The organism is Pontibacter sp. E15-1, from assembly GCF_022601975.1.
GTDB lineage: Bacteria > Bacteroidota > Bacteroidia > Cytophagales > Hymenobacteraceae > Pontibacter.
The window spans coordinates 65,538-84,012 of the sequence record NZ_JAKVIR010000021.1 but is presented as its reverse complement, the minus strand read 5'-3'; the positions used below and the strand labels follow the sequence as shown (position 1 = coordinate 84,012).

The following is an 18,475-nucleotide window of genomic DNA, read 5'->3' as shown; positions in this document are numbered from 1 at the left end:
AATTTCCCTGATAATGCCCATGTTGTTCAAGCGCCAAAACCCTTCCTCTTATGATTCGGCTACAAAACGTGAGTAAAAAGTATGCTGCCGCCGTGGCCGTCAATGACGTGTCGCTGGAGGTGAGCGAGGGGGAAACCCTGGTGCTGCTGGGCACGAGCGGATGCGGCAAAACCACCACGCTGAAGCTCATAAACCGGCTGGAGGAGCTGACTGCCGGAAGCATCACGGTAGCGGGCGTGGCCATACAGCAGCAAAAGCCCGAGGAGCTGCGCCGCCAGATCGGGTATGTGATTCAGGGGGCCGGGCTCTTCCCACATTATACCGTGCAAGAGAATATCGCGGTGGTGCCGCGCCTGCTAAAATGGGGCAAACCGGAAACCGCCACGCGCACCCACGAGGTGCTGGAATTGCTGGGTATGGCTCCGGCACAGTTCCTGGCCAAGTACCCGCATGAGCTGAGCGGCGGCCAGCAGCAGCGCATCGGTCTGGCCCGCGCCCTCGTCACGGACCCGCCTGTCATGCTGATGGACGAGCCTTTCGGGGCATTGGACCCGATCACGCGGGCGCACATCCGGAAAGAGTTTAAGCACCTGGAGCGGCGGCTGCAGAAAACCACGGTGCTGGTCACCCACGACATACAGGAGGCTTTTGAACTCGGCGACCGCATCTGCCTGATGGACGCCGGGAAGATTCAGCAACTGGGCACTCCGCAGGAGCTTGTGTTCAGGCCCGCCAACGCGTTTGTCTCGCGCTTCCTGCAAGACCAGCTCTTTCAGTTGCAGCTGCAGGTGCTACGGCTGCACCAACTGCGCCCGTTTCTCTCACCTGAGGCTTCGCCATACCCTGCCGCTGCGCTCACCCTGCCCGATTCCGAAAGCGTGCTGGAAGCCACGCAACAGCTGGCCTCGGCGAACCTCCCGCAGCAAAGCCTGCAGTTGGAAGCCACCGATCGTGCCCCGGCACAGTGGGCTACGCTGGCCGAGCTAATGGGCGCTGTGGCTCACTTCATCCCTACCTTGCGCTGATGATGGCTATGTTACTGGATTTCTGGGATTTTGTGCAGCTGCAGTGGGCCAAACTGCTGGAGCAGACGCTGGAGCATATCGGCCTCACCTTTGTCTCGCTGGCGCTGGCCATCCTGATCGGCCTGCCGCTTGGCCTCTTCATCACCAGGTATAAAAAAGCGGCCGGTTCGGTGCTTGCCGTGGCGGGCATCCTGCAGACCATCCCGAGCATCGCGCTGCTGGGCTTTCTGATTCCGGTGCTGGGCATCGGGCCGAAACCCGCCATCTTTGCGCTGTTCCTGTACTCGCTGCTGCCCATTATCCGCAACGCGTTTACCGGCGTCTCGCAGGTGGATGCGACTGTAAAAGAGGCGGCGCGAGGTATGGGCATGACCGACTGGCAACTGCTGACGCGCGTGGAGCTGCCGCTGGCGCTGCCGGTGCTGTTTGCCGGTATCCGCACGGCCGCAGTCCTGAATGTGGGGGTGGCCACGCTGGCAGCCTATATCGCGGCCGGGGGGCTGGGCGAGTTTATCTTTGGCGGCATTGCCCTCAACAACACGTCCATGATTCTGGCCGGCGCGCTCCCGGCTGCCCTGCTAGCGGTGCTGATTGATTTTCTGCTGGCGCGGCTCCAACACCTGCGCCAGCCCCTGCTGCGGCCTGCCTCGCTTGGGCTGGTGCTGGCTTTGCCCATACTCTCCTCCTTTTACCTGCTGCCAAACAGCGGCGGGCTTTTGGCTGGCCTTAGCCCGGAGTTCGCGGGCCGGGCAGATGGATACCCCGGTTTGCGGCACACATATGGCCTTGACCTGAACACCGTGATTATGGGGCCCGCGCTGGTGTATAAAGCCGTGCATGAGGGCGATGTGGATGTGATCGATGGCTACTCCACAGACGGGAAGATCAAGACCTTCAACCTCCGTGTGCTGGAGGATGACCAGCGTGCTTTCCCGCCCTATTACGCCTCGTTCCTGGTGCGGGAGCCCGTGCTGCGGAAGCACCCCGAATTGCGAGAGGTGCTCCAACTGCTCAGCGGCACCATCACCGACTCGACCATGACCGCCCTGAATTACCAGGTGGACTTTTCAAAGCAAGCACCGGCGCAGGTTGCCCGGGAGTTTTTGGAGCAGCAGGGCCTTTGGCGGGAAGCGCGGAACGGCACCGGCGAAACGATCCGGCTGGGCTCGAAGATTTTCACAGAGCAATACATCCTCACCGAAATGCTCACGCAGCTGATCCGGGGGTATACCGACCTGCAGGTGTCGGCGCAAACCGGGCTGGGCGGCACCAAGATTTGCTTCGATGCGCTGGCCGCCAACGAGATTGACGCGTACCCGGAATACACTGGCACGGGTCTGCAAGTGATTCTGAACACAGCACCCACCGAGGCCGCAGCGCTGTCGCAGGACAAAGACCGCGTGTTCCGGTATGTGGCCGACAGGTTTTTGAAAGAGTATGGCATTCAGTGGATGCCGCCGCTGGGGTTTAACAACACCTATGCCCTCATGATGCGGGAAGAGCAAGCCGAAGCACGCCACATCCGAACGATCTCGGACCTTAAAAACTACATGACGCACTAACCTAAGAAGCCCTGAACGCTCTATCTGGGTTAAAGCGGAGGTATAATCTCCAAGAATATCGGCCGCCGGAACTTGCCTTTCGGGCCTGTTTATATCCCTTATCAGGACGATTGCCAAAATGCTAACATTTGCCCCGATGCAATATTAATTGTGCGGCGATTTCCTTAATTCTAAACTATACAGTAAATTTACTGGTGGATGATCGCATATCGACAGCATTGGCAAGTATAAGATCATCAGAAATTTGTATAACCTTAATCTTTATAAACTGTGAGTGAAACAAAAACAAGATTCCGGGCCGGCGTATTGTACGGAGAGGAAGTAACTGAGCTATTTAAATACGCCAACGAGAACAACTTTGCCCTACCGGCAGTGAACGTAATTGGCACGAACTCCATCAACGCGGTTCTGGAAACGGCAAAAGAGGCTAATTCTCCTGTTATCATTCAGTTCTCACACAGTGGGGCACAGTTTTACGCTGGCAAGGGCCTTGCAAACGAGTTGCAGAAGTCTGCCATCGCCGGGGCTATCTCTGGTGCGCACCACGTGCACATTATGGCTGAGGCCTACGGCGTGACTGTTGTGCTGCACACAGACCACGCGGCCAAAAAACTCCTCCCCTGGATTGACGGGCTGCTGGACGCGGGTGAGAAATACTTCGCTGAGCACGGCAAGCCCTTGTTCAGCTCCCACATGCTGGACCTCTCTGAGGAGCATATCGAGGAAAACATCGAGACGTGCGCAAAGTACCTGGAGCGTATGAACAAAATCGGCATGACCGTGGAGATCGAGCTGGGCGTGACCGGTGGCGAAGAAGACGGCGTGGACAACACTGACGTTGACAGCTCCCGCCTGTACACACAGCCGGAAGAAGTGGCGTTGGCATATGAGAAACTGAACGAGATAAGCGACCGCTTTACCATCGCCGCTGCCTTCGGTAACGTGCACGGCGTGTACAAGCCGGGTAACGTGGAACTGCGCCCTGAGATCCTGAAAAACTCACAGGAGTTTATCCAGGAGAAATTCGGAACCGGAAAAAACCCTGTGAACTTCGTGTTCCATGGCGGCTCTGGCTCTGAGAAAGAGAAGATCACGGAGGCCATCGAGTATGGCGCCGTAAAGATGAACATCGACACAGACATGCAGTGGGCTTTCCTGGAGGGCATCCGCGATTATGTGGAGTCTAAGAAAGACTACCTGCAGAAGCAGATCGGTAACCCGGAAGGCGATGACGTGCCGAACAAGAAGTACTATGACCCGCGTGTATGGCTGCGCGAAGGCGAGAAAACGTTCATCACACGCTTGAAAGAAGCGTTCACAGACCTGAACGCCATCAACCGAAACGCTTAGTCTTAAGCCTATATAAAACAGAAAAGGTGGAGCCCATAGGTTCCACCTTTTCTGTTTTAGGGGGTATAAAATGCTGTCATTACGGAGGCGCAGCTTAGGTATAGCCCTTCGTAATCTGACTGCCGGTTACTTATGCTCCAGCAGCCACTGGTATATTTCTTCGGTATCCTCTTTTTTGCACAGCTGAGAGCCGGGGGTCATGGTGGCGGCGGTTCCGGCGGCCACGCCGTAGCGCACTACTTCCTCGAGGCTGCACCCTTTGATCAGACTCAGCACCATACCGGCCACCATACTGTCGCCGGCACCTACCGCGCTTTTCTGCTTCACGGCCGGCGACACGATGTAGCTGATGTTTCCCTCTTTGGTGGCCAGCATGGCTCCGCGCGGCCCTAACGACACGACCAGCACCTGGCACTTCCCCTCGTTGAGCACCTGCATGGCTAGCAGCTCCTGCTCCAGCGCCGACACCTCTTCTTTGCCTACCAGCGAAGGCAGTTCCACCATATTGGGCTTCAGGAGGTATACCCCTTCGCCAGCCGCTTTCACAAGGGCCTTGCCCGACGTGTCCACCACCAGCCGGAAGCCGCGCCGGTTGGCAATCTCGGCCACCTGCAGGTAGAAGTCGTTGGGAACACCCGGCGGCAGGCTGCCGCTGGCCACCACGTATTTGGGCAGCGCATCGTCTGCCATCTCCTCCAGCCACGTGATGCATTGCCGCCACTCCTCCTCCGCCACTTTCGGGCCGGGCATACCGAACCGAAACTGGTTTCCGGTGTTTTCCTCCATCACCATCAGGTTTTCCCGCGTCCAGTCCTTAATCTGGATAGCCTTGAAGTCAACGCCTTCCTTGCGCAGCAGATCGCACAAAATCTCACCGGAGGGGCCACCTGATAAGAACCAGGCGCAGGACGTGCCGCCCAGCTTTTTTATGGCCCTGGACACGTTCACGCCGCCCCCGCCCGGCTCGTAATACGGGTTTTTGCAGCGCATCTTTTTTTCGGGACGCACCTGGTTCACAAACGTGCTTTTGTCCAAAGCCGGGTTCAGGGTAATCGTGATGATGTCATACATATGCAGGTGCGGTTAAATTTGCGTTTATCATACGGGAAAAGGGCTTTCCACGGTAATGGGAGGCTACTCAGGAAGCAGGGTTTTTAGGCAGGGCAAACTCGCGCTGCTCCCCTGTCAGGAAGGTATACACTTGCCCGAGCACCCCGATCTTCACCTCTTTGAACCACCCGATGTCGATGGTGACGCGGAGTGTCTCGTGTGTGCAGTGCAGGGAGATCCAATGGCTGCGGTAGCGCAACTGAAAATGCAGCGAGCCGATCTCATCGGGTAAGGCCGGGTCCAGCCACAGGACATCATCGCGTATCTCCAGGCCCATAAATCCGCGCTGCACCAGATCCACGGTGCCCGCCATGGCGCCCAGGTGAATCCCCTCGGCGGTGGTGCCTCCCTGCACGTCCTCCATGTCGCTGACCAGGGCCGTCTCGAAGTTTCTCCAGGCGCGCTTGCGGTCTGAGCGGGCCAGCACCCAGGCATGCACCACCTTGCTAAGCGTGGAGCCATGCGAAGTGCGCTGCTCGTAATAGGCGATGTTCTCGGCAATGGCTTCGGCGCTGAACTTATACTGCAGGAGCTCAAAGATGTGCAGGAGCTCCTGGGCGGAGAAGAGATAGAAAAGCATGATCACGTCGGCCTGCTTGCTGGCTTTGTACTTGTTCACGTTGTCGCCCTCGCTTTCCAGAATCCTGTCAAGCCGCATCGACTCGCCATACTTCTCGGTATACTCCCGCCACGGAAACTCCTGCAGCTGGTCATACCCATCGAACTGCGCGATGATGTTGCTCTGGCCGATGAAAGGGATGTACATGCGCTTGCTGATGTCGCCCCAGCGCTGAATGTCTGCCTCCGAGATATTACGCTTCTGGAAGAGCTCCTGCAGGCGCGAGTCGTCCAGCATCTGGAAGAGCTGCAGCGCGCGCTGGATCACCCATACCGCCATCACGTTGGTATAGGCGTTGTTTCGCAGTCCCTCCTCGCCCGAGCCCGGGTAATCGGTATGGTACTCGTCCGGCCCCACTACTTTATGGATCTCATACCGCCCGGTGTCCTGGTTCAGCACCGCGATGGACGACCAGAAAAGTGCAATGCTGAAGATCATCTCGGCCCCCACAAAGGTGAGGAACTCCATGTCTTCGGTGGCCTGGTAGTACTGCCATACATTGTAAGCGATGGCCGCGCTGATGTGGCGCTGCAGATGCGTGTTATCGGGGAGCCAGCGCCCCGACTGGGGGTTGAGGTGCGTAACCTGGGTTTCCTCACGCCCATTGCTGCCGCTTTGCCACGGAAACATCGCCCCCCGGTAACCAGCCTGCGACGCGGCGAAGATGGCTTCGGGCATGCGCCGAAAGCGGTAAAGCAGCAGTTCCCGGGTAAGCTCGGGCAGGCGCAGGTTCAGGAAGGGGAAGATAAAGAGCTCGTCCCAGAAGATATGGCCCCGGTAGGCCTCGCCATGCAGCCCGCGGGCGGGCACCCCCACATCCAGCCCGACAGTGTTGGAAGAAACGGTTTGCAGCAAATGGAAAATGTGGACCCGAAGGATTTTCTGCGCCTGGTTGTTACAGGCTATCTCCAGGTCACAGCGGATCCAGAGCCGTTGCCAGGCAAGTTGGTGCTGCCCCAGCAGGTGGGCGAAGTTGCCCTGGCGGCCGATGTTTTTGCAGGCCTCCTCCAGCGGTTCCGTGATCGCCTTGTCGCGGGAGGTATGGAGCTGCACCACTTTCTCTACCCGGACTGGTTTGCCCTGCTGGCAGTCTACGGTAAACAACTGCGCGGCATACCCTGGCTCAGTCTGCAGTGCGCCCTCCAGCGGGGTGCTGCCTGGCCCGGCAAACACGTGCGTGCGGGCCGCCTGCGCCATGCGCAGGTTCGACTGGTTCGTCTGTACTTCCAGAAATATAGTATGATCGTCTTGCTGGCCTTGCTTAAGCGGGGAAAGGTGCTGGCTGGCCAGTGCACGGTATCGGGCAACCCCACGGTTGGCCACGCGCCCATCCAGCGCCGCCCGCAGCTCAACGGGCCCGGACCAGTTCAGCGGGGTCAGTTCCCATTCCAGCGCCGCCACGTGGGGGTTTGCCATGCTCACGAACCGTCGGCTCACGAGGTCGCTTTCACGGCTGCTGGTGTCCCGGAAGCGTACCCGTCTCTCCAAAAGCCCCTTTGCCAGGTCCAGCTCCTGCCGGAAGGAAATCACCTCCACCTCGCGCAGCTGAAACCAGGACGATGCGTCTTTGTGCCGGAAGGAAATGGGCAACCAATTGGGCCAGTTAACCAGGTCCTCGTTCGAAATCTCCCTGCCCGCCACCTCCGAGAGCAGGCGGTTATACCCTCCGGCCAGATACGTGCCCGGATAATGGAACTCCTCGTCGGCAGCGGCTTCCTCAAAAGCCCCACGGGTGGCTATATAGCCATTGCCCAGCGTGCAGAGCGCCTCCCGTAACGGCTGTTCGGCAGGGTTCCAGTTTTCATAAACAACGGACCAGTCCAGCATGCTATCTGTTTTTGATGGTTTGGGTCAGTTCTTCCAGTAGCGCCTTCACGTCTTCCACATCGTCCAGTCTGTAGGTGGCCGCTGTTTTCTCGTCGTGCTCCCCCACCATGATGCCGATCCCCTGCCCCTGCAGCGTGGCGAAAGCGTCTTCATCCGTAAGGTCATCGCCGATATATATGGGCAGGATATCCGGTTTGTTCAGGTCCAGCTCCTCCATCAGCCACAGCACGGCCTTGCCTTTGTGCCAGTCCAGGTTCGGTTTCAGCTCCATCACTTTTTTTCCGGGGCCTTTCTTCAGCTCCGGGTGCTGCGCAATGACTTCTTCCGTGACCTGCAGCACGCGGCCCACCTGCTCGTCGGGCACATTGCGGTAGTGCACGGCGATGGCATAGCGCTTCCGTTCTACCAGCACGCCCTGCACGTCTTTCAGTTGGGCGTCAAGGGTTTTGTTGGCCTCGTCCAGGGCAGGTATGGCCGCCTTCGCGCCGCCGGGCTCGGTGTGCATGTTGTTGGGGCCGGAAATGTCGAACCCATGGGAACCGGCATAGTAGAGGTTGTCCAGTTGCACGAGCTTTTCTACGTTCGCGCGGTCGCGGCCACTTACCACGGCCACGCTGCACACGTCGGCCAACCGACGCAGTGTGTCGCGCATCTGATCAGTCAGCACCGCCTTTTCCGGGTCTTTTACGATTGGGCTCAGGCAACCGTCGTAGTCCAGGAAAATCGCCGGCTTTTTGCCGTTCAGCAGCTTGGGGAGGTTCTCGAGTGCGTGCGGCAGCTCACTTGGGTCGCGTCGTGTCACGTCCGTGTTTTGTTGTTCTTTCGTCATAGTTTATGGTGTAGGGAATATAGCCAGTACCAGGTCGGCACCGTGCTCTGTTAATTCTTTCGCTTGATTTGTCCGGTCGATACCGACCACCAGGCCGAAGTTGCCGGCTTTGCCCGCCTCAACACCCGATATGGCATCCTCAAAAACGGCGCAGTGCGTAACCGGTATACCCAGCCGGCGGGCGGCCTCCTCGAACACGTCGGGGGCGGGCTTTCCTTTGAGGCCCAGCTCGGCGGCCAGCTGCCCGTCTACGCGCACCTCAAATAAATCCTCCACGCCTGCGGCAGCCAGTATGGTTTGGCAGTTGCGGCTGGCGGAGATCACGGCGACGCGGTAGCCATCGGCCAGCTTCTGTTTCACAAACGCGATGGTATCGGGGTATACCTCCACCCCACCCTGCTGCACCAGTTCCTGAAAGTAGTTGTTCTTCTCGTTGCCTAGCGAAACCACCGATGCGGTGTCCGGGGCGTCTGCAGGTGCCTCGTCCGGTATGGAAATGCCCCGGGAGGAAAGAAAATTACGCACCCCGTCGTAGCGCGGCATGCCGTCGATATACTGTTTGTAGTCGGTGGCAATGTCCAGGGGTTCATACGCTTTGCCGTCCTGGTGGCCGCGCTGCAGCAGAAAGGCGTCGAACATGCGTTTCCAGGCCGTGGCGTGGAGTTTGGCAGTCTGCGTAATCACGCCATCCATATCCAGGAGCAGGGCGCTGATGTGGCGTTCGCAGAGTAACTGCGCTAAATCGGGGGAAGGCGTGTGCTGCATAGGCTAAAATATAGCGATAGAAGCTTATAGCTACTTAGTACCTGTTCCGTTTGGTTAAAGTTGTTTTGAGCCGGTATTTTAAGCAAAGCGGGCACCCATCTGCCCCAAAACAGACATAGCCCCTTACCGGAAGGGGCTATGTCTGTTAAATTCAGGTATACGCTGCGTTACACCGTGGGCAGCAATGCAGCAGGTGTCCCGGCCCTAAGCTTCTATGTTTTGCTTTTGCAGTTGCTGTGTAAAGCCCTGGATGACAAGGTCAGCCCCTTTTTTCTCCAGCACCTCCCCGCGGGATCCGTGGTCAACACCGACTACCAGGCCAAATCCACCTGCCTTTGCGCCCTCGATGCCGGCTGGGGCATCCTCAAACACGGCCGTCTCCTGCGGGGAAAAGCCCAACTGGCGCGCCGCCTCCAGGTATAAGTCCGGGGCAGGCTTGTTCTGCAGGTTTCGCTCCGCTGACACCACTTTATCCACGCGCACTTCAAACAGCTTGTCGAGGCTGGCGCGGCGCAGGATTGTCAGGCAATTGCGGCTCGCGGAGACAATGGCTGTCTTCATACCGGCCTGCTGCTGCTCTTTCACCCACTGCACGGCACTGTCGAACACCACTACGCTGTTTTGCTTCAGCAACTCATGGAAGTAAAGGTCCTTGCGCTCACCCAGGCCCACGATGGTGTTCTCGTTGGCGTCATCTTCCGGCTGGCCCTGCGGCAGGTCAATGCCGCGGGAGTCCATGAAATTGCGCATGGCTTCCAGGCGGGGCACGCCATCCACAAAGGCACGGTAGTCTTCCACAAAATCAAACGGCTTATAGGTATTTCCGTCCTGCTCACTGCGCTGCTTCAGGAAGGAGTCGCAAAGTTTCTTCCATGCCTCCGCGTGCAGCATCGCTGTATTCGTGATCACGCCATCCATGTCCAGGATGAGCGCCTTGATGTTTCGTTCCTTTATAAGTTTATTCAGATCACTCATTATAATAGTAAGTTAGATGTTGTTACAAACAAAAGTATACCCTGCGCTCAACTTCAGGGGGAGGCAGGATGAGACAGATCGCTTTCTCTCCGGGGGTATGGAGCGGTGTCTTCCTCTATATACGCACACCCTGTCAATTATTCCAGCCGATGCCACTACATACCTGTTTCCAGCGATATGGTTTCCCGTTCATGGCTCCCCATCGCGGAGAAATGAAGTTTACCTGCCAGTCAGCCGGGTATGGCCGCGCCACAGGCCCGGGCGATTTGACCAAATATAAATAATTGCCTATTTAAATCGGCATCTTCCCGGGCTTAATTTCGGGGCGAGGGGCCCGTAACGCTGATTTACCGACGCATCTAGCGAATCATACCCCTTTTGGAGATACATTACCAGCTTTAAGGCTGCGGCCCAGCGGTGATTTTTACTCACTTTCAGCCTTCTTCCCAAACCTGATATACTTATATACCTCTGCCACCCAGATTACCAGACTGGAGAGTGCCAGCAGCAGCAGCAAATCCTGCAGCGGCAATTCATGGAACCGGAACAGCCCGCTCAGCAGTGGGGTATAAATAACGGCCAACTGCAGCGACAAAGACACCACAAAGGCAATATTGATGTATTTGTTGCTGAAAATCCCGATGGAGAAAACTGACTGTTTCAGAGTGCGCATGTTAAAGGTATTGAACACCTGTGTCATGGCCACCACCAGGAAAACAGCTGTGCGCGCTACCTCCACCCCCTGCGGCAGATAATAGGCAAAAGCCCCTAGAGACAGCCCCAGCATGATGGTGCTCATGAGCAGGATGTAGGGCACCACTTCTCTGTCCAGAATATTGGCGTCTTTGGGCAGTGGCTTTTGCCGCATGATGTCCGCATGCCCGCGCTCTGTGGCAAGGCCCAGTTCCATCACACCGTCCGTAACGAGGTTTACCCACAGGATCTGGGTGGCGGTGAGCGGAAAGGGCCAGCCGATGGCAATCGCCACGATGAAGACGGCCACCGCGGCAAAGTTCGTGGTCAGGAGGAAGTAGCTGGTCTGCCGCACGTTCTGAAACACAGTCCGTCCTTCCCGGATCGCGCGCACGATGGTGGCGAAATTGTCGTCGGAGAGCACAATATGCGCCGCGTCCTTGGCCACGTCGGTGCCCCGGATGCCCATGGCGATGCCCACGTCGGCGCGCTTGAGGGCCGGGGCGTCATTCACCCCGTCGCCGGTCATGGCAATCAGGAACCCTTTCTCCTGGAGGTTCTCCGCGATCCGCAGCTTGGTGCGGGGGCTCACGCGCGTGAAAACAGAAACGTGATCGACCAATCGGCTGAACTCCTCCGCATCCACCTCCAGCTCGTCTTCCTGCAGCGCCTCCGGGTAGGCAGCGTCTGCTGGTTGCCCGTCTAGAATCCCCACCTCGCGGGCGATGGCCGCGCCGGTCTTCTTATGGTCGCCGGTCACCATCATGACCCGAATGCCCGCAGACCTGCAGGCGGCCACAGCCTCCGGCACCCCTTCCCGCGGCGGGTCAACGATGCCCGTGATGCCCACCCATACCAGGTCCCGCACTTCCTCTGGCAGCACTTCTGTGGCGTTGTCGGGAGCGGGGCGGTAGGCCAGCGCCAGCACGCGCATCGCCTCTCCTGCCCACTTGTCCATCTTCGCCTCCAGTTGCCTGCGGCAGTCGTCGCTTAGCGGCACTGGGCCATCTTGCGTCAGGACATGCGTGCTCAAGGCCAGGATTTTCTCGGGTGCCCCCACCGCCATGATCTCCAGGTGTCCGTTCACCTTCACCAGCGAGCCCCGGAATTTGTGCTCGGAGCTGAAGGGCAGATCGTCCACCACCGCTACATCGGGCAGCAGACCGGCATGGGTGGCCTGCACTTTCTTTGCCAGCACCAGCAGGGCCACCTCGGTGGGGTCCCCGAAAACGCCCGGCTGCCCGGATGCCTTTCCGGGTGCGGTGTCCGCATCATCGGGGGCACCCAGGCGGGCGTTGTTGCAGGCGCTGGCTATCAGCAGAAACTGCCGCAGGGCCGGGATCTCCGCCGCATCCACCGCAGAGTCTTCTCTGGAGAGCCCGCCCTCAATGGCATATCCCGTACCCGACACCGCACACTCGGTCCCGTCGCCGAGAAAGATTTTCTTCACCGTCAGGATGCTGTTGGTGAGGGTGCCGGTTTTGTCTGTCATAATCACCGAGACAGCCCCCAGCATTTCGGTGGCGCTGAACTCCCGGACGATGGCGTGCTGGCGGGCCATGCGCTTTGCGCCAATGGCCAGAACGATGGAGATAACCGCGGGCAAGCCCTCCGGGATAGACGATACCAGCGTGGCCACCGTCACGAGCAGCACCTCATCAAAAGGATAGTCCCGCACAAAATAGCCAATGGAGAAAACAACCAGCGAGGTGGCCACGGAGATGTAGGCCATCGTTTTGCCGAGACGCTGCGTCTTCTTGCGGAAGTTGGTGGTCGTGATCTTTATATCGCCCAGCGAGGTGGATATTTTGCCGAGCTCCGTATGGGGGCCCGTGGCCGTCACCACCGCGCGCGCCGCACCGCGGGCCACGTGGGTTCCTTTCAGCAGCATGTTCAGGCGGTCGCCGAGGTTCGTTTTTTCAGGAAGCGGGTCAATGGATTTATTCACGGGGAGGGATTCTCCGGTCAGGGAGCCCTCGACGGCCTGCAGGTTTTTGGCATATAGGATCCGGGCATCCGCCGGGATGCTATCGCCCTCCTCCAGCAGAATCACATCGCCGGGCACCAACGCGCTGGCCTCCTTTTTTGCCGCATGCCCGTCGCGCAGCACGGTGGCCTGCTGCTTGATCATCCCCTTCAGGGCTTCGATGGCTTTCTCCGCCCGATACTCCTGCATAAAGCCGAGCACGGCGTTAAACATAATCACACCCAGGATCACGTATACATCCACCATGTGTTGGGCATACCAGGCAACGCCCGCCGCCGCAAACAAGATAAGGATCAGAAAATCCTTGAACTGCCTGAGAAAAAGAAGAATGGGGTTAATGCCTTCTTTCCCCGTCAGCTCATTTGGGCCTATCTCCCGGAGGCGCTTTTGGGCCTCTTCCCCAGTCAGGCCTTCGGCCTGCGTCTGCATCTTTTCCAGGGCCTCTTCTGCCCGCACACTGTGGTAAGGGTATGTCTGGTCAATAGCCATAGGCTTCAGCTATGTATAAATGTATTCTAGTGGAAACGGGTTTACCCGCGGTTCGGGTTGGCGATCAGCAGTCAATCGCAGTGATTGTCAGGGGGTAACAGCTGTTCTGCGAAACAAAACTCTCCAACCTATACCTATAAGGAAGATTAAATTAAACACGTAAAACACTGATATACAATGATTCATACCGTTTTATAGAAAAATCATGGGGCAACTTTTTTGAATGCGTACCATCAAACCCCATAAATTTCTATTTTTGAGGAATCATACATGCCGTTGCGGGAGCAGCGCTATTCCGCATTTCTTCTTCTGTTCTTCACTCTGGCTAGCGTTAATTAAGAGGGAGAACAAATAACTGACATATAAAACGATGCTAAAAAACCAATCCCCGACACAAGCCGCCGCCTGGCAAAAACTAACCGCGCATTACCAGGAGGTAGCGCCCAAGCACCTGCGCGACCTTTTTGCGCAGGATCCTTCGCGTTTTGAGAAGTTCTCGCTGCAACTCGATGACATGCTGATTGACCTCTCTAAAAACCGCGTGACGGAGGAGACCATGCAGTTGCTCACGGAGCTTGCCCAGGAACTGGAGTTGCCAGCCGCCATTGAAAGCATGTTCCGGGGGGAGGCCATTAACGCCACCGAGGGCAGGGCGGTGCTGCACACAGCCCTGCGCAATTTCTCGGATGAGAAACTGGAGCTGAACGGCGAAAACATACTGGACGAAGTACGCGATGTGCAGCGGCAGATGAAGGCGTTTTGCCAGCAACTGCACAGCGGCGCCTGGACGGGGTATAGCGGCAAGAAAATAAACCATATCGTGAATATCGGCATCGGGGGCTCCGACCTGGGCCCGCAGATGGTATGCGAGGCCCTCAAAAGCTACCAGCAGGAAGGTTTCCAGATCAGCTTCATCTCGAACGTGGACGGCACCGACGCGGCGGAAGTGCTGCGCCACCTGGACCCGGAGACCACGCTGTTTATCATCGCCTCCAAAACCTTCACCACCAAGGAGACCATCACCAACGCCAAAACGGCCCGCGACTGGTTCCTGAAGAAAGCGCAGGACAAGGCGCATATCAAGAAGCACTTCATTGCGCTTTCCACTAACGTGGAGGCCGTGGTGGAATTTGGCATAGCCCCGGAAAACGCCTTCCGCTTCTGGGACTGGGTAGGCGGCCGCTTCTCGCTCTGGTCTGCCATCGGCCTTTCCATTGCCTGCGCCCTGGGCTACGACAAGTTTGAGGAATTGCTGAAAGGCGCCGAAGCCATGGATACCCATTTCCGTGAGACACCGCTCCGCCAGAACATACCCGTGCAGCTGGCCTTGCTGAGCGTCTGGTACACAAACTTTTTCGGGTGCCAGACCCACGCCGTGCTGCCCTACGACCAGTATCTGCGCCTGCTGCCCGACTACCTGCAGCAACTGATGATGGAAAGCAACGGCAAAAGCGCCGGACGCGATGGCAAGCCTGTCTCCTACCAGACGCAGCCTGTCATCTGGGGGGCCGCCGGCACCAATAGCCAGCACTCCTTCTTCCAGCTTATACACCAAGGCACGGTGCTGATCCCGAGCGACTTCATCGCCCCGGCCATCAGCCACAACCCGGTTGGCGATCACCACGCCCTGCTCCTTTCCAACTTCTTTGCCCAGACCGAGGCCCTGATGAAAGGAAAAACCGAGGAAGAGGTGCGCGAGGAGCTCAGCTCTAAAAACCTAAGCAGCGATGAACTGGAGCAACTGGTGCCTCACAAGATTTTTGAGGGCAACAAGCCTACCACCTCCATCATGTTCAAGCTCCTGACGCCGTATACCCTGGGCAAGCTGATCGCCATGTATGAGCACAAGACGTTTGTGCAGGGCGTGATCTGGAACGTGTACAGTTTCGACCAGTGGGGCGTGGAGCTGGGCAAGCAACTGGCCGGATCCATCGAAGGCGAGCTGCTGGGCGACAAACAGGGCGACCACGACAGCTCCACCACCGGCCTGATCAACTACTACAAAAATAACCGCTAACAAGGCCGTAGAGGATACGTTAAAAGCGAGGCATGCCCATCAAAGCGGTGTGCCTCGCTTTTATGATTTCAACCTATACCTGTTTTTTGTTCCGACATCCCACTCCCACCCCTTGTTTGCGCTGGCTGCTGCCGCTGGCTGTCGTTTTCTGTCTGAGCAGCTGTGTGGATGAGAACTTTTTTCAGGAAGATGCCCGTGTCTCTGCCGACGAACTGCCGGGTATGGCCCCAGTCGGGCCAGACAGTGTATGGGCCATCGCGGGACGCCATTACGACCGCAGCGGCTTTCACCGGTTTTTCTGGGGCGACCATAACCGCAAGGCCTGGACCACCCCGGTAAAAGTGCCGGTGCTGCGGCTCCAAGAGCTATATGGCGGGCTAACCATCGAGAAAAAAGGGGGCGGCTTCCAGACCACCAGCTTTACGCTGCAGGACAGCCTCGGACGACTGTATGCCCTGCGCTCCCTCGACAAGAACCCTGTCTCCGTGGTGCCGCCCTTCTGGCGGCGCACCTTCGTGGCCAACGTGCTCCGCGACCAAACCTCGGCGAGCAACCCGTATGCGGCATTGGTCGTGCCTGTGCTGGCTGCGGCCACGGGGGTATACCATTCCAATCCGCGCATTTTCTACGTGGACAAGCAAGACACCAGCTTCGGCCCGTATGCGCCTGAGGTGCAGGGCAAGCTCTTCCTGCTGCAGGAGAAATTCGAGTCCACCGCCGACCTCTCTCCGGCCCATGGCACCACCGTTGATTTTGAGGATTCTGACAAGGCCTTCCAACAGCGGTATGCCCGAAACAACTACCGTTTTAATCAAAAGGCTTTTGCGCGGGCCCGTCTGCTCGATGTGCTGCTCGGGGATTGGGACCGGCACAAACGTCAGTGGGAATGGGCTGTAGAAAAAAACGGGTCGGAATTTACCTTTACCCCCATTCCGAAAGACCGGGACCAGGTGTTCATGAAGATGGACGACGGCCTCGTGCCCGCCATCGCGACAAGCAAGTTCCTGGTGCGCAAATTCCATAGTTTTGATGAGGAAATAAACGATGTGAAAGCCTACCTGATCAATGCGCAGTTTATGGATGAGCGCTTGCTGAACGAGCTGAGTTTACAGGACTGGCTACAGATAGCCGGAGACATGCAGCGGCAGTTGACGGATGCGGTGATCATGCAGGCTATACGCAGGCTGCCACCGCCCATATACCGTCAGTACGGAGCACAAACCATCCGTAACCTGAAAAGCCGGCGCGACCAACTGCCCAAGGTTGCAAAGGAAATATACCTCCTCCTAGCCGAACACGTCGCGATTGCGGGAACTGATGAAGATGAGTTTTTTGCCCTAAATCGCCTGAGCGATGCCCAGACCGAGGTAACCGTATACCGTGGTAAATCAGCCAGTCCCCATACCTCCCCGCTTTACCACCGCGTCTTTAACCGCGACGAGACTGAGCGCATCACGCTGTATGGCTTGCCCGGAGACGACACGTTTACAGTACGAGGAAATGTACGGCAGGGCATCCTACTCGAAATTTATGGGGGCCGCGGAGAAGACACCATCGCTGATAGCTCGTCGGTGGGTGGTTTACGGAAAATGACCAGGATATATGATACGAAAAGGGGGAACAACCTCTCCTTCGGCACGGAGGCAAGAGACATGACTTCCCGTGATGTGCGTGAATTTGCCTATGACCGCGAGGGAAATTAAGGTATGTTCTGCTTTTCGAAAGCGGGATATTGTTCTCTTCTCAAAAGTTGCGCTGAATGCTTTGAAAGTGGTAGAACTTAGTTTTCCTTTTTTGGGGGAGTACTTTTAAGATCAGCCACTTTTCACCTCGTTTGTGAGTTGTGTGCCTGTCGTAAACTCCTGGATGTTCTGTAGCGTCACGTTTGCGATGGCCTGCATGGCCTCGCTGGTGAAGAAGGCCTGGTGCCCCGTGATCAGGACGTTGTTAAAAGACAGCAGCCGCATAAAAACATCGTCCTGAATCACTTTATCAGACATATCCTCAAAGAACAGGTCACCCTCTTCCTCATACACATCCAGGCCCAGGTAACTGATGTGGCTAGTTTTCAGGGCATCGATCACGGCGGCAGTGTCGATAAGCGCGCCGCGGCTCGTGTTGATCAGCATCACCCCTTTTTTCATTTTGGCGATACTTTCAGCCGAAATAAGATGGCGCGTGGCTGGGGTAAGCGGACAGTGCAGGGAGATAATGTCGGACTGGTTATACAACGTATCGAGGTCTGTGCACGCGATGCCCAGGCTATCCGCAGCCTCAGGCTTTACGATATCATACCCCAACACCCTGCAGCCGAAGCCCCTCAGGATGCCCGCGGTCACGAGCCCAATCTTGCCTAAGCCAATCAGCCCGACGGTTCTGCCGTGCAGGTCAAAGCCCATGAGTCCGTTTAGGGCAAAATTGCCTTCCCGCACCCTGTTGTAGGCGCGGTGCGTCTTGCGGTTCAGGGTCAGGATCAGGGCAAGGGTATGCTCGGCTACAGCATAGGGCGAATACGCGGGCACCCGCACCACCTTTATACCCAATGCATCGGCTGCCTTCAGGTCCACGTTATTGTAGCCGGCACAGCGCAGTGCCACCACCTGCACCCCCTGCTCCGACAAAGCCTTTAATACCTCGGCGTCCAAGGTGTCGTTCACGAAAACACACACCGTTTTATACCCTTTGGCAAGCACGGCAGTACTTTTCTGCAGATGCACCTCCAGAAACTTCATCTCAAAGTCAAACTCCTTATTCGCCTCCCTAAAAAACTGCTTGTCGTAGGCTTTGGCACTAAAAAAAACAACTTCCATACCCTTCGTTTTAGTTAGATTCAATCAATTTCCCATCATCGGATGCATCGTAACACAAATAAAATTAGCATCTGAGCCTGGGTAGTTACTTTAGGTATACCCCATAAAGAGCAAGCGGTTTTCCAGAACTGCCTCATACCCACGCAGCATGGCATTTTATACCTGTAGGGTGGTATGATTTTTTGGTTAGGGTATAACTGGTTGGGGTATGGCCTTTGCTTATACCCTACCCCGTTGAAAGGAGTGCATACCGTTTACTTTGAAGTAAGAAAATTCAGCTCCTGGTAATAAGCCTCCTTCAAATAGGTTAGGAATGGGGTATATTTCACTCCCAAACAAGTTCCTATACATGCGCGCCCTCTATTTGAACTGGGCATTGGCTGAGAAAAAAGAAAGAAAAGCTTAATAAAAAAAGGA

Annotated in this window: 12 protein-coding genes; 5 read left to right on the top strand and 7 right to left on the bottom strand. The window is 57.0% G+C overall.

From position 1 onward, the window contains the following. The first annotated feature begins 50 nt into the window (after nt 1-50). The 3 genes from MKJ04_RS15455 to fbaA all read left to right on the top strand — a co-directional run bounded on the left by MKJ04_RS15455 (nt 51) and on the right by fbaA (nt 3,937). The gene (locus MKJ04_RS15455) at nt 51-1,025 is read left to right on the top strand and encodes an ABC transporter ATP-binding protein (protein WP_317246724.1); all 975 of its coding nucleotides are present in this window, start codon (nt 51-53) and stop codon (nt 1,023-1,025) included. Next, nucleotides 1,025-2,587: an ABC transporter permease/substrate-binding protein gene (locus MKJ04_RS15450; protein ID WP_317246723.1), complete on the top strand. Its 1,563-nt coding sequence runs from the start codon at nt 1,025-1,027 to the stop codon at nt 2,585-2,587. The genes MKJ04_RS15455 and MKJ04_RS15450 overlap by 1 nt, the downstream gene beginning before the upstream one ends. A 270-nt stretch (nt 2,588-2,857) precedes the next feature. Continuing rightward, a complete protein-coding gene (gene fbaA, locus MKJ04_RS15445) occupies nt 2,858-3,937 on the top strand; it encodes a class II fructose-bisphosphate aldolase (protein WP_241642551.1) in 1,080 nt (359 codons plus the stop codon). 126 nt (nt 3,938-4,063) lie between these two features. Here fbaA and MKJ04_RS15440 read toward each other — a convergent pair whose 3' ends face one another. The 6 genes from MKJ04_RS15440 to MKJ04_RS15415 form a co-directional block, all read right to left on the bottom strand. Then, nucleotides 4,064-5,008, bottom strand: a complete 945-nt coding sequence (locus tag MKJ04_RS15440) for a 1-phosphofructokinase family hexose kinase (RefSeq protein ID WP_241642550.1) — start codon at nt 5,006-5,008, stop codon at nt 4,064-4,066. A 67-nt stretch (nt 5,009-5,075) separates the two neighbouring features. Next, the gene (locus MKJ04_RS15435) at nt 5,076-7,493 is read right to left on the bottom strand and encodes a glycoside hydrolase family 65 protein (RefSeq protein ID WP_241642549.1); all 2,418 of its coding nucleotides are present in this window, start codon (nt 7,491-7,493) and stop codon (nt 5,076-5,078) included. A 1-nt stretch (nt 7,494) separates the two neighbouring features. Next, complete coding sequence (gene otsB / locus MKJ04_RS15430) at nt 7,495-8,322, bottom strand: trehalose-phosphatase (protein WP_241642548.1); 828 nt, start codon at nt 8,320-8,322, stop codon at nt 7,495-7,497. Between the two features lie 3 nt (nt 8,323-8,325). Then, complete coding sequence (locus MKJ04_RS15425; protein ID WP_241642547.1) at nt 8,326-9,087, bottom strand: HAD family hydrolase; 762 nt, start codon at nt 9,085-9,087, stop codon at nt 8,326-8,328. Between the two features lie 204 nt (nt 9,088-9,291). After that, nucleotides 9,292-10,062, bottom strand: coding sequence for an HAD family hydrolase (locus MKJ04_RS15420; protein WP_241642546.1), 771 nt, complete (start codon nt 10,060-10,062; stop codon nt 9,292-9,294). A gap of 424 nt (nt 10,063-10,486) precedes the next feature. Beyond that, nucleotides 10,487-13,231, bottom strand: a complete 2,745-nt coding sequence (locus tag MKJ04_RS15415; protein ID WP_241642545.1) for a cation-translocating P-type ATPase — start codon at nt 13,229-13,231, stop codon at nt 10,487-10,489. Nucleotides 13,232-13,601: 370 nt separating this feature from the next. Here MKJ04_RS15415 and pgi point away from each other — a divergent pair, with 370 nt between their 5' ends. Both pgi and MKJ04_RS15405 read left to right on the top strand, forming a co-directional pair. Then, nucleotides 13,602-15,248: a glucose-6-phosphate isomerase gene (gene pgi / locus MKJ04_RS15410; RefSeq protein WP_241642544.1), complete on the top strand. Its 1,647-nt coding sequence runs from the start codon at nt 13,602-13,604 to the stop codon at nt 15,246-15,248. 164 nt (nt 15,249-15,412) lie between these two features. Beyond that, nucleotides 15,413-16,951, top strand: coding sequence for a hypothetical protein (locus MKJ04_RS15405; RefSeq protein WP_241642543.1), 1,539 nt, complete (start codon nt 15,413-15,415; stop codon nt 16,949-16,951). A 111-nt stretch (nt 16,952-17,062) separates the two neighbouring features. On the opposite strand, the gene MKJ04_RS15400 is transcribed toward MKJ04_RS15405, so the two are convergent. After that, nucleotides 17,063-18,058: a 2-hydroxyacid dehydrogenase gene (locus MKJ04_RS15400; protein ID WP_241642542.1), complete on the bottom strand. Its 996-nt coding sequence runs from the start codon at nt 18,056-18,058 to the stop codon at nt 17,063-17,065. Between the last annotated feature and the right edge of the window lie 417 nt (nt 18,059-18,475).

Coding starts and splice junctions, on each gene's coding strand:
- MKJ04_RS15455 (WP_317246724.1), top strand. CDS start 51: ATGATTCGGCTACAAAACGTGAGTAAAAAGTATGCTGCCGCCGTGGCC.
- MKJ04_RS15450 (WP_317246723.1), top strand. CDS start 1,025: ATGATGGCTATGTTACTGGATTTCTGGGATTTTGTGCAGCTGCAGTGG.
- MKJ04_RS15440 (WP_241642550.1), bottom strand. CDS start 5,008: ATGTATGACATCATCACGATTACCCTGAACCCGGCTTTGGACAAAAGC.
- MKJ04_RS15435 (WP_241642549.1), bottom strand. CDS start 7,493: ATGCTGGACTGGTCCGTTGTTTATGAAAACTGGAACCCTGCCGAACAG.
- otsB (WP_241642548.1), bottom strand. CDS start 8,322: ATGACGAAAGAACAACAAAACACGGACGTGACACGACGCGACCCAAGT.
- MKJ04_RS15425 (WP_241642547.1), bottom strand. CDS start 9,087: ATGCAGCACACGCCTTCCCCCGATTTAGCGCAGTTACTCTGCGAACGC.
- MKJ04_RS15420 (WP_241642546.1), bottom strand. CDS start 10,062: ATGAGTGATCTGAATAAACTTATAAAGGAACGAAACATCAAGGCGCTC.
- MKJ04_RS15415 (WP_241642545.1), bottom strand. CDS start 13,231: ATGGCTATTGACCAGACATACCCTTACCACAGTGTGCGGGCAGAAGAG.
- pgi (WP_241642544.1), top strand. CDS start 13,602: ATGCTAAAAAACCAATCCCCGACACAAGCCGCCGCCTGGCAAAAACTA.
- MKJ04_RS15400 (WP_241642542.1), bottom strand. CDS start 18,058: ATGGAAGTTGTTTTTTTTAGTGCCAAAGCCTACGACAAGCAGTTTTTT.